Source organism: Methanosaeta sp. UBA458 (genome assembly GCF_002496085.1).
Lineage (GTDB): Archaea > Halobacteriota > Methanosarcinia > Methanotrichales > Methanotrichaceae > Methanothrix > Methanothrix soehngenii.
In genome coordinates, this window is the sequence record NZ_DAIK01000162.1 from 15,871 (window position 1) to 28,294 (window position 12,424).

Consider the following 12,424-nt stretch of genomic DNA (forward strand, 5'->3'; position numbering starts at 1 on the left):
GAGAGTCAGATAGGATGAAGCTTCTGATAATTGGAATCAACATTCGGCATATCGCCTGCTCAGCCAGCCGGGCGGGGCATGAGGTTTATGCCGTCGATGGCTACTGCGACCTGGACCTGGAGAGCTGTGCCGAGGATATGGCGCTCTTGTCCAGGGATGGGATGGATGATCCCGGTGGTGCGGATAGAATCGATGAGTTGATCTCCGAGCACGTCGAGAGAGTCCTTCCCGATGCTGTCGTCCTGGGACCGGGACTTGAGGAGGCCAGGGTCAAAGGGTTGCCGGTGCTCAATAATCCTGCCGAGAAGACCGCCAGGATCTCAGATAAGCTCTATCAGGCCCGCTGGTTGGAGAAGAATGGCTTTCCCTTCATCAGGACGGAAACCTCGGCGGAGGACCTGAACTTTCCGGTCATGGTAAAGCCCAGGCAGGGGGCAGGCGGGGTGGGCTGCAGAATCGCAGAGGACAGCTCAAGGCTAGAATGGGAAGAGGGGTTGATCGCCCAGGAGGTCGTTTCTGGCCGGGCGGCGAGCGTCTCGGTCATCGGCGACGGGAAAGATGCGCGCGCGCTGGCGGCAAACGAGCAGCTGATCGGAGAGAGCTGGACTGGAGCCAAGGGCTTTCGCTATTGCGGCAATATCACCCCTCTGGAGCCGTTGCCCAAGAACGATATAGCGAACATGGCGGAGAGGATTGTTGCGCGACTGGGCCTCTTGGGAAGCAATGGGGTCGACTTCCTTCTCACTGAGGAGGGGCCGGTGGTGGTGGAGGTCAACTGCCGCTTCCAGGGGAGCCTGGACACAGTGGAGTGTGCCACAGGCATCAATGTATTCGAGGCTCATCTGAACTCCTTTCGGGGATTGCTTCCCTCAAGGCCAGCCATCAAGTGCACTGCCGGGAGGGCAATAATCTATGCGCCATGCTCCATGGAGATCAAAGAGAGCCTGCTCTTTCCCTGGACGGCGGATGTCCCCCGTCCTGGCTCGAGAATTGAAAGAGACGATCCGATTCTCTCCATCCTGACAAAGGGGTCGAATAGAGGGGAAGTCCTCGCCCGGCTGAAAGATAGAGCAGCAATGATACGGGAATTGACCACTTGTTCATCTCGCAGATAGCACTAAAATAGAGACTCTTTTCTGTGACTCGTCATATTGAAGAATTATCAGGGGAAGAGCATAGTCAATTCTTAAAGAGGGATGCTTTGGGCATGATCCCCGCCTGATGATCATGGGCTCTATGTGGTTGGGTCAGAAGATCGCAGTTCACCACAAAGGCGAAAAGATGCAGAGAATTTGCGATTCAAGTCCACATATACAAAATACGCAAAGACATTTTATGGGGCCACGGCGATTTGAACGCCGGTCACAGGACCCCCAGTCCTGTAGGATACCAGGCTACCCTATGGCCCCGCGCAGCGTTCGTTAGGATGCAGAAGTGGCATATAAGGGTTTCCCACTGAATGAGATCCGGCTCCATCCCTACGAAATATCGGCTGCATGCTCCCTTAGGCCCGAACTCTATCAGCCGTTTTTCACTCCCACATACATCATCCAGATCCCGACCACCACGGTGAATCCGAATAGCACCAGGCTCTCGATTGCAAATCCATTGGGCAGATCAAATAGGACCACAGTCCCCATTATGGCTGTGCCCGCACCAATGCTCACTACCCCCAGCCTCGCCGAGAAGAGATAAACCAGAAATCCAAGGCCTATCAGGGCGGCAGCGATCAAGAGTGGAGTTGAAAATAGGGGAATGGATATGTCCATATCCTGCAGTCCCCCGGCAGCGTACTTATAGTTTCTCGTTTGAGTTCGCCATCTATTTACCCTCAGCTCTCAATAGAAAAATGGATGAAGCGCATTTACATGGACCATTCCGCCACCACCCCAGTGGCGCCAGAGGTGCTGGCAGCCATGCTGCCCTATTTTGGGGAGAAATTCGGCAATGCCTCCAGCCTGCACCGATCAGGCCGGGAGGCCAAGGAGGCTTTGGAGGACTCAAGGGAGAAGGTAGCAGCCCTGCTTGGGGCGAGAGCTGAGGAGATCATCTTCACCTCCGGGGGAACGGAGTCAGATAACCTGGCTCTTAAGGGCATAGCCCGCAAAAATCGAAAGCTTGGAAAGCATATCATCACCACCCAAATCGAGCATCCTGCAATCCTGGAGACCTGCCGGGCCCTGGAAAAAGATGGATTTGAGGTTACCTACCTGCCCGTAACCGGGGAGGGGCTTGTCGAGCTTTCCACTCTGGAGGCCTCCATCCGGCCGGATACCATCCTCATCTCTGTGATGCACGCCAACAACGAGGTGGGAACCATCCAGCCCCTGGAGGAGATCGGCCGTCTGGCTGCGGAGAGGGACATCTACCTTCATTCCGATGCCGTGCAGAGCGTGGGCAAGATACCGGTCAATGTAGATGACCTCGGGGTCGATCTGCTATCCCTTTCCGCGCATAAGCTCTACGGGCCGAAGGGAGTGGGGGCTCTATACATTCGCAAAGGCACAAAGCTTGAGAGCATCATCCAGGGAGGTGGCCATGAGCGCCGCCTCAGATCGGGAACGGAGAACATATCCGGAATTGTGGGCCTGGCAAGAGCGGCAGAGCTGGCTGAGAGGGATATGTCCCGAGAGGCGGAGAGATTGGCAGGCCTGCGCGACCGCCTGGCAGAGCTGGTCTTAGGCAAGGTCAAGGATGCCTGGATAAATGGTACTATGAAAAAGAGGCTTCCAGGCAACCTGAACTTCGGATTCAAATACGTGGAGGGCGAGTCGCTTCTGCTCTTCTTGGACTCCAAAGGGATATGCGTTTCCACGGGCTCCGCCTGCTCGTCTCACAAGCTGGAGCCAAGCCATGTTCTCATGTCCCTGGGCCTCAAAGCGGAGGAATGCCACGGCTCCCTCAGGATCACCCTGGGGATGTCCAACACTCTTGATGAGGTGGAATATGTGGCGGAGAGCATAGTGGAGGCAGTGGAGAGGTTCAGGGGGATATCGGCTCTGGGAAGATGAGCGCTGCAGATAGCACTTGAGATTACCAGCTTAAAAGGCAATGGGTTAAAAGCTGAATAACCAAGCATAAACCAGATCCCGTTCTATCTGAGCAAGGAGAGAAAGATCAATAGATTTGCCATCTACATCTGCCGCCAGGAGAGCTTCAGGATCCTGAATGCTCGATTCCATAAATATTTCCACCATAGCTCTGGCCCTTCTGTAGCTATTCAGAAGCCGCGTTCTAGGAAGCATTCGAGCGTACACAAAATTATAGCTTCTTTGCAGTGGAACCCAGCCTAAAAAAAATAGCTAACAGCCTTCACTTTGACCTGGTTGATCTCATCAATTTTTTCTTTTTTGGGCTCTATTCTAAGATCTATTAACTATTTCCATCAATATCGAGATATTATCTTATCGCTCTTGATGCTCTGCAATAGACGAGCTGAATGCAAGCTAATTAGGCTCTTAAATTGATTGCTCATTGTTCATCAGGGTTCCTGAAGGAAGCGGTCTCTTCCTTTCATTAAGCGTATAACTGCAGCTTTTTGCTTCCAACTGGCCGCCTGTATAATTAAATCCAAAATAAAATCCTGCCACTATGACGACGACAGGTTTTTCTCGATAGAATGACATGCGGATCTCTCCTTCACTCGGTTGCCATCCATGAGCTAATATCAGATTGCCTCCATCAATATAATAGGCCGCAGAGCTCCATTCGCCATCTGGGATATCCTCAGATGAAAGGGTTACCGTCAAGATTCTTGCCACGTGAGGTTCGTTTATCTGCCAGTCTATCCTGTGAATATTGCATCCATATGATAATAATTCATATTGATTGTCTGTTCCTGGGACAGGATTATTCTCATCCACAATAGCACCAACTCCGTTCGCCAGGAGATTCTTTTCCAGAAATTTTCTAAAGGCCCTACATTTGAGGGCAGAGTCTTCCTCATCCGGCCAGAACAAAGATAAGGCTTTGTCTATGTTTCTCATTGCTAAGGGCATCAGACGGTAGAGCTGATCTTTTGGAGGCACGCAGCCCCAACGCCGCACATGGTTACGTGTTGGATCCAGATTATGCCTATCGGCACACTCTGGATCTATTTGGTCACATTCTTGGGTACTACTATCTATTGGGTAACGTCCTTTTGGATGACATTTTCCAAACTCGCTCTGTATGGCTTGAAGAACGTCACGGCCTGGCATTCTTCGAACCTTCATCTGTGGGCTTATAGAGCCAGCAGCATTGCGAAAGGTCTCTCTAAGCTCAAACGGTATCTCTGACCACTCATAATAGCCCCAGTCGGGATCGGTGATTTCAGTCCCTACAGTCCTATGTTTGCTGAAGGTGCTAGCCAGATAAAACCAGAATCTCCTACCATCATATTCACTATTTACCAAAGAGACATCATGCAGATCTAAGTGATCTAGAAAAGGATAATATTTGTGGTTGGGATAATCCCAATCAAGAATAGTTCTGTATACGTCTACGAAACCCTCATTAATAAAACGCAGTCCTGAACCTCCGCTATTAAAGAAATAGGAATATGACTTATTCATCACGTGTCCCAGCTCATGCGGCCCCGTGCTATCATATCCTCTATCATATACTTTGGGCCCCCAACCCTCACCAGCGCAGCCGCATAATCCGCCTTGAGGTGAGATTGATATCGCAGGGCCTTCGCCTCCCGAATTTACGTCGATATTATCGTAATTGAGAATCTTTATCCAGATAGGAAGCTTGCGTGGATGACTTTTCAGATGAGGTGAGTTTAGATCGATGAAAAATCTGTGGCCATCGCTTAGGGAACTGTTTGTGAAGACCTCCCAAGCACACTCAACGAAATCCGAGACCCTCCTCGCATCTGAAGGAGATACTGCCTCCTCTGGCTCAGACTCGTTCCAAAAGATCTGTAGGTGAGCAGTCTCAAAGCAGTGATTTAAAGGTTCTCCGCTCAAACATTTTGGCGGTTCGCCCCTGGCGTCTAATGGATTTAATGGATCGAAGCCTGCTGGCGGCACTGGCTTCCATGCCTGGAGGATGCGATATGAATTGAGCCAAACGGTATCATCATCCCAGCCTTTGTAGATCGCATATACAAGTCCCTCGCTGCATATCAGTGCTGGCGATCTGTCAGTGAGACCACCAGTAAGCGTGGAATCGTAAACACCCAGCCAGCCCAAATGGCTGTCGCCCAAATGCTTATCCCACAAATTCTTATCAAAGACGTTAAAGTAAATGTCGTGATCATTGGAACCTTTATACAACATGTAAAGTTGATTGCCAAATACTGCAAGAGCAGGAGTGTCAGAGGTTGAACCGGGTATGCTCTTTTCCACATCCCAGTCGATTCGCTTTTGATTGCCGTTCCAGCGGCCATAACGCCAGCAAATATGGGTGGACCCTACCTGTTTGTAGACTAGGTATAGCTTGCCTCGAAAAGAGATTAAGGCTGGCGAGATATCGGAACTGCTGCCTGCAACCTGCTGCTCACCAACCCAATGGTAATTTCCATTTTTTATTCCATCGCAGTAATTGATCCTGAGGATATTGTCGTTCCCGCCTTTATATGCGATAAAGAGTAGCCCTATGTGAGAGGTCAACGCTGGTGCCTGGCTGGTTGTACATCCTATAATTGGCTGCTCACCAATCCAGTTATCTCCATCATAAAGATTAAGCCATAGTGAGTGGTTGTTCCAGCCCTTGTAAGCCATACACAAATTTCCGCGCCAGTTGGCCAAGGCAGGAGAGTCGTTGGTTCGTCCAATTGGCAGAATCTCGCCACTCCAATCATCGCCTTCAGCACTATGGACCAGGTGCATCCGGTTGTCAGAACCAGTCCTTGCCACCCAAATTTCGCCTCTATAGATGACCGCGGCTGGCGATAAGTTTGTGTTGCCGGGAACAGGATGCTCTCCCGCCCATCCAACACCATCTAAGGTATCTATATGAATCCTGGAATTACCATCTCTGTAAGACATGTACAGCTTTCCGTTGAACTCGGCCAGATAAGGAGTACACTCGGTTTGACCGGGGATATTCACCTCTCCTTCCCAGCGTATCCATGCCAGCGCATTAAGCCAGATGCGTTCGTCTCTCCACCCCTTGTAGCTCATGAATAGATGGCCCCGGTAGGCAGTCAAGGAGGGGGATAGGTTTGTGCGTCCTGAAACCTGCCACTCTCCCTCACATGCAGTTCCATCAAATCGGTTTACCCATAATGTATCTCTATTCCAGCCTTTGTAGGCTATGTAGAGGCTGTCTGCAAAGACGCCAAGAGCAGGACTGCAATTAGTACGGCCGGCGATGGAGCGAGGCTCGGTCCATTCGTTGCCATCGAATACGCTCATCCATATCGTGAAATCACCTTGATTCCAGCATGCGTAAAGCCGGTTATTTAGCACGGCCAATGCTGGTGAACTGCAGGGGGCGCCAGCGATGGGCTGCTCGCCCGACCATTCTCTGCCGTTACAACTGTTGATCCAAAGGCTATCGTTATCCCATCCTTTATAAGCTATATACAGTCGACCTTGGTAAAGGGCCATTGATGGAGCGTGGCTTGTTCTGCCTTGTATTGAACTCTCCCCTGCCCAGTTCTGGCCATCGAAAATATTCAACCATAATGAACTATCGTTCCAACCCTTGTAGGCGATATAGAGCTTCGATTTGTAGGCACACATGGCAATAGCATTGCTCGTGCGGCCAGTAATGATTTCGTCCCCATCCCATTCCGAGATATGCTTGCCCGGCATCGTTCTCTCCTCTCTATTTAGATCAGCTAGCAGGATGCTGATCCCTTCACAAATTGTTAGGTCTAAAGCAAAATAAACTTATTGGGTCGTGTACTCGAATTAGCGAAGAGCCAATCATTTGAGAGATACAAATCCTTAAAGGCCGAGCCTTGAGAGGTCAATAGGCCAAAAACTATAATAACCAGGCATAAAACCAGATCCTGTTCTGTCTGAGCGAGGAGAGAAGGTCCATAAGGTTGCCATCTACATCCGCCGCCCGGAAGGCTCAGGATCCTGAATGCTCGATGCCATAAATATTTCCACCATAGCTTTAGCTCTGGTACTCCTCCTCATTGCCATCAGACAGCTGGGCGAGTTCAAGCTCCAGATCTGGCAGATAATGCTCCTTGGCGCTCTTATGGTCCTTCTCTCGGGAGAGATCTCGCCGGTAGATGCAGCTAGTGCCATAAACCCAGATGTGATGATATTCCTGGCCGGGATGTTCGTGATCGGAGAGGCGATGCGAGAGAGCGGCTACCTATTTCATCTCTTCAACCGCATATTCTGCCGGGCAAAGAACTTAGACCAGCTCCTGCTCCTCATCCTCTTCGCCATGGGCTTTCTCTCCGCCCTGTTGATGAACGATACCTTAGCTATAATTGGAACTCCTCTCATGCTCTACCTGGCCCAGGCCCTGAGGATCTCCCCCAAGCTTCTCCTTCTCACCCTGGCCTTCGCCGTGACCACCGGCAGCGCCATGAGCCCCATCGGAAACCCTCAGAACCTGCTCATCGCCATCAACGGCAGCCTGACAAATCCCTTCCTGGTCTTCTTCCAGTATCTTTTCATTCCAACAGTGGCAAACCTGGTCTTAGCCTATCTTATCTTAAGGCTCTTCTACAAGAGCCAGTTCCAGCATACGGCCATCGAGATCCCAAAGAAATGCATCAGCGATCCCGCCCTGGCCAATATCTCCCGGATCTCAATTATCCTGCTGCTCATACTCATTCTGGCCAAGGTCCTGGCAGTCACAGTTCAGAGCAGCCAACATTTTTCGCTGACCTACATCGCCATCTTCTCTGCCCTGCCCGTCATCCTCTTCAGCAGTCGAAGATGGGAGATCATGAAGCATATCGACTGGTGCACCCTTGTATTCTTTGCCGCCATGTTCGTTCTGATGGATAGTGTCTGGAGATCTGGATTCTTTCAGAGCATGATGGAAGAGAGCTCTCTTGGCTTTGGATCCATTCCCGTCATCCTGGCTCTGAGCGTCTTTTTGAGCCAGATCATCTCCAATGTGCCATTCGTCGCCCTATTCCAGCCTCTCCTGATTAACCCCTCTGCCCGGGATCTGATGGCCCTGGCAGCAGGCAGCACCATCGCCGGAAACCTCTTCATCCTGGGGGCGGCAAGCAACGTCATTATCATCCAGAACGCCGAGAAGAGCGGGGAGACGCTCACGTTCCTGGATTTCGCCAGGGTGGGAGTGCCACTAACCGCATTGAATGTCTTTGTCTACTGGATATTCCTGTGAGCAGGAAAATGAGATGCTCTTAACTGCAAAAATTAGGAGCAAATCAGATAAAGACCGGAACATGAGTTGAGCGATGGGGCAAATATTTATCCTCAAACCACAGGTTTAGCTTGGTGCCAGGTATGATCGTGAAAGCGATTTATGAGAATAATCTTTTGAGGCCTCAAGAGAAATTAAATCTGAAGGAAGGCGAGGAAGTGGATATAGAAATAAGGAGCAAGGGCGGCATCTTTGGTCTCTTGAAGGATTGGAAGTTGGATTCGCAGTCTTTGAAGGATGAACTGAGAGAGACAGATGGTTAAGCTATTTGCAGATACCTATGCACTGGTGGAAATCCTTAAGGGGAATACCGCCTACGAAAAATGCTCTCAAGAAGAGCTTATCACCTCTGAGTTCAATATCTTTGAGCTGGCCTATGCCATGTACCGGGATTTTGGGAGAACGGATAGCATAAATATACTCTCGTTCCTGAGAAGCAGGATCGAGGTGATTAGCCCCGAAGATCTCGATTATTTAGAAGCCTCAAGATTCAGGTTATCCAATAATAAAAAGGGCAAAAAGCTCTCCCTTATAGACAGCCTCGGCTATATTTGCTCCAAAAGATTAAAAATCCGGTTCCTCACAGGAGACCGGGAATTCAAGGATATTGAGGAAGTAGAATATATAAAATGAATAGGCAGCAATCCATCACTCCGCCATCTCCCCTGGGCTTATACAGACTGAGGCGGCTGGGGCCCGGACCATATGCCACTTTTGCCCATGGCATAGGCCCTGTTTTTGGGCGCATGCTTCGGACGAAGATCTTGCAGATCGCATCTGGTCGCCAAGTTGCTTGCCTGTTTCAGCCATGATGAGGCGCGACTCATATTGAGACATACACTGATCCTTTGATACTTTGATATACTTTAATACGCATCCCTTCTCAGAAAATTCCGCATTCCAATAGCATGCCGACCACCTTAGAGGAGAAGACTGAAATGGCGCTTGAAAGGGAGAGAGAGAGGGTCACTATAGGACTGATTCAGAGCACAGCCTCAGAGGACAGAGATCTGAACCTGAAAAAAGCCATCGGGATGATAAAAGAGGCTGCGAAGAAAGGAGCAAAGATCGTCTGCCTGCCTGAGCTCTACCGGACCCGCTACTTCCCTCAATGGGATCAAAAGGATGCATCCCATCTGGCGGAGACAATTCCGGGTGAATCCACAGATGCCTTCTCCATCCTCGCCCGGGAGCACGAGATAGTGATAATAGTCCCGATCTATGAAAAAACAGAGGGCGACTACTTTAACTCCGCCGCGGTGATAGACAATGACGGCAGCCTTCTGGAGACCTACCGCAAGATCCACATCCCTCACGATCCCCTCTTTTACGAGCAGAGCTACTTCTCTCCTGGTGATGAGATCCGGATCTATGATACCCTCTATGCCAGGTTTGCCGTCTTCATCTGTTATGATCAATGGTTCCCTGAGGCGGCCCGAGTGGCAGCCCTGGGCGGAGCCCAGATCATCTTCTATCCCACCGCCATCGGCAATATCATGGACCAGGGAGAGCCGGCAGAAGGAGACTGGCACGATGCCTGGGAGACGGTGCAGCGGGGCCATGCCATCTCCAATAGCATATGCGTAGCCGCTGTCAACCGGGTGGGCAGAGAAGAGAGCCTCAGCTTCTGGGGCAGCTCCTTCGTATCCGACTCATTCGGCAATATCGTGGCAAAAGCGAGCGGCAACAGAGAAGAGGTTTTATTGGCTGACCTGGATCTGGCCAAAAACAAGTCTGTCCGGGAGGGATGGGGCTTTTTCCGCAATCGCAGGCCTGATCTTTACTGGCCCATCATCGAGATGGTCAAAGAGCCTGCCCCTCAGATAAAGGCAAGAGAGGCGATGATGGAGAAGATCGATAGGAAGGATGCTCTCTGCCTGGTGGATACGCCCCTGCAGCTGGGCTTTCATATGCCTGCAGAATGGGAAGAGCATGAAGCGATATGGCTCTCCTGGCCCTATGATCAGGAGACATTCTTCGATATAGAAAAAGTGGAGGACGCATACATAGCCATCATCAAAGCCATACATAAGAGCGAGATCGTAAACCTCCTGGTCAGAGACGAGATGATGCTCAGCGCTGTTATTGAGCGGCTGAGAGAGGATAAGGTGGACCTGCGTCGGATCAGATTCCACCAGATAAATTATGCAGATGTCTGGTTCCGGGATTATGGCCCCACATTCGTAGTATCTCGGGGGGAAAACAAGGGAATGGATAATATCGCTATGATCGCCTGGACCTTCAATGCCTGGGGGGAAAAGTATCCCGGATTGATGAGAGACACCAGAATCCCCTGTCTGATAAACGACGACCTCAAGATGGAGTGCTTCATTCCAGGAATAGTCCTGGAGGGCGGATCCATCGATGTGAACGGCTCGGGGACGGTCCTGACCACAGAGCAGTGCCTCCTCAATCGCAATCGCAACCCAGGCCTGAATAAGGAGGAGATCGAGAGCTATCTCAAAGAGTATTTGGGGGCAAGGAAAGTTATCTGGCTGAAGGAGGGGATAGCAGGAGACGACACAGACGGACATGTGGACGACATCGCCAGGTTCGTCGATCCGACCACAGTGCTCTGTGCCTTCGAGGAGGATCCTGATGATGAGAACTATGCTCCTCTCAAGGCGAACTACGAGCAGCTCTGCCAGGAGACCGATCAGGATGGAAATCCCCTGAAGGTCATCAAGCTGCCCATGCCTGGTCTGGTGGAAAATGAAAGTGGACGGATGCCTGCCAGCTATGCCAACTTCTACATCGGAAACGATGTGGTTCTGGTTCCCTTATTCAGGGATGAGAACGACCAGAAGGCGCTCAAGATAATCCAAGGAGCCTTCCCGGATAGAAAGGTGGTGGGAATCGATTGCCGCGAAATGGTGGAGGGGCTGGGGACGATTCATTGCATCAGCCAGCAGCAGCCAAAGATAGTATTAAGTTCCATTAGAGCCAATGTCATCATGTGAGACCATATGATACATAATAAGACCTTGCTATATCTAATGGCATTAGGCATATGCTTGTTTGTAGGCATTACAGGGGGACAGGACTGGCTGGTGGGAGGATATGTCAGTTCAATTGGCCCATACGATGGAGATCCTGCCGTTTCAGGCCTTAAGCGGTGGCTTGATTATCCCATTCCCACTGCTACCTGGTACGGCTCAAATGGATCGGTCTATTACGTGCCTTATGGCTTGCCTTATGGCACATACTCGACATATTCTGCGGCCTATTATCCCACTCCTGGCTGGACGCCGGTTTATGGCACAGGATGGCAGATATACAATAAGGAATGGGCGAAAACCCTCGAATATGCCCAAACCAGATCCTCTTTAAGGGTATATCCGCGACAGACCGTCGCTTACACCCCAACCCAGTCGGCGGCGCCTGTATCTGCCACGGCGCAACCAGCAATCACTACCACGCAATCAACGAGCGCGAGTGCTCAATCCATAAGCCCAACCACCTCACCGGCAATTACCCAAACTGCCGCTCCAACGGCCGGTGACTCCACCGCCATAATAGTCTCCCAGGGCATGCGCGGCTATCAGGTATACCTGGATGGAGTCTATATTGGAACTGAGGGGACGGGCGGAGATCCTCTGGATGGCAGATTCAGCTTCAAGGTAGTTGGCAACCAGAACCATGAAGTAAGAGTCTATGATGGCCAGTTCAACTATCCAAAAATCATGTGGTTCGATGCAGGTGGCTCCAAGACTATCTATGTGGAACCAGGAACAGCAGTCTATATCTAGACCGCCAGTTTGACCCTGTCCACCATTTTAAGCTTCTCCTTTTCCTTTTTTATATCTTGGAGCCTCTCCTCTCGTGATCCTCATCCGCTTTTGCTAAAAAGAGGTTTTTTGATCTCAGCTATGAGGCCAGGGATCATTTGGCCTGCTAACAGGCAAGCATTCCGAGAATACTTTTTTAAAACAATAAAATACAAAATATATTCAGTAAAAGAGATTGCTCACCTATCAGCATTCTCTATATACCGTCTGCTCCTGCATGCTCTCAATACTTTTTCGGCCTTCATTTCATCAAACTTGCGTTTACGCTTCATCTTCCTATCTCGGGCTTCACTCATAGCCGCAATCCTACACCTTCTAGAATATCTACTTTCTCATCG

9 protein-coding genes and 1 tRNA gene are annotated in these 12,424 nt (G+C 50.5%); 7 read left to right on the top strand and 3 right to left on the bottom strand.

All coding sequences use genetic code 11. From position 1 onward, the window contains the following. The coding region (locus tag BP822_RS11845) for an ATP-grasp domain-containing protein (RefSeq protein ID WP_286878355.1) at positions 1-1,115 on the top strand (1,115 nt) is incomplete at its 5' end. Between the two features lie 221 nt (positions 1,116-1,336). Here BP822_RS11845 and BP822_RS11850 read toward each other — a convergent pair. Together BP822_RS11850 and BP822_RS11855 are read right to left on the bottom strand one after the other, a co-directional pair. After that, a tRNA-Pro gene (locus BP822_RS11850) sits at positions 1,337-1,409 on the bottom strand. A 111-nt stretch (positions 1,410-1,520) separates the two neighbouring features. Continuing rightward, entirely contained in the window at positions 1,521-1,769 is a 249-nt protein-coding gene (locus BP822_RS11855; RefSeq protein WP_273271479.1) for a hypothetical protein, read from the bottom strand. A gap of 84 nt (positions 1,770-1,853) precedes the next feature. On the opposite strand from BP822_RS11855, the gene nifS reads away from it, so the two are divergent. Further along, positions 1,854-3,011: a cysteine desulfurase NifS gene (nifS, locus tag BP822_RS11860; protein ID WP_276620486.1), complete on the top strand. Its 1,158-nt coding sequence runs from the start codon at positions 1,854-1,856 to the stop codon at positions 3,009-3,011. A gap of 447 nt (positions 3,012-3,458) precedes the next feature. On the opposite strand, the gene BP822_RS11865 is transcribed toward nifS, so the two are convergent. Beyond that, on the bottom strand, positions 3,459-6,344 hold the full coding sequence (locus tag BP822_RS11865; RefSeq protein WP_286878356.1) for a hypothetical protein: 2,886 nt from the start codon (positions 6,342-6,344) through the stop codon (positions 3,459-3,461). A gap of 679 nt (positions 6,345-7,023) precedes the next feature. Here BP822_RS11865 and BP822_RS11870 point away from each other — a divergent pair. The 5 genes from BP822_RS11870 (at position 7,024) to BP822_RS11890 (ending at position 12,047) form a co-directional block, all read left to right on the top strand. Next, positions 7,024-8,259 carry an anion transporter gene (locus BP822_RS11870; protein WP_286878357.1) on the top strand — a complete coding sequence of 412 codons (1,236 nt, stop codon included), beginning with the start codon at positions 7,024-7,026 and terminating at the stop codon, positions 8,257-8,259. A gap of 122 nt (positions 8,260-8,381) precedes the next feature. Continuing rightward, positions 8,382-8,561 (top strand): antitoxin family protein, encoded by a 180-nt coding sequence (locus tag BP822_RS11875; protein WP_286878361.1) that lies wholly within the window; start codon positions 8,382-8,384, stop codon positions 8,559-8,561. Further along, positions 8,554-8,931 (top strand): type II toxin-antitoxin system VapC family toxin, encoded by a 378-nt coding sequence (locus BP822_RS11880; RefSeq protein ID WP_286878358.1) that lies wholly within the window; start codon positions 8,554-8,556, stop codon positions 8,929-8,931. The genes BP822_RS11875 and BP822_RS11880 overlap by 8 nt, the downstream gene beginning before the upstream one ends. 305 nt (positions 8,932-9,236) lie before the next feature. After that, positions 9,237-11,258, top strand: a complete 2,022-nt coding sequence (locus BP822_RS11885; RefSeq protein ID WP_286878359.1) for an agmatine deiminase family protein — start codon at positions 9,237-9,239, stop codon at positions 11,256-11,258. Positions 11,259-11,294: 36 nt separating this feature from the next. Further along, complete coding sequence (locus BP822_RS11890; protein ID WP_286878360.1) at positions 11,295-12,047, top strand: hypothetical protein; 753 nt, start codon at positions 11,295-11,297, stop codon at positions 12,045-12,047. Positions 12,048-12,424: the final 377 nt, after the last annotated feature.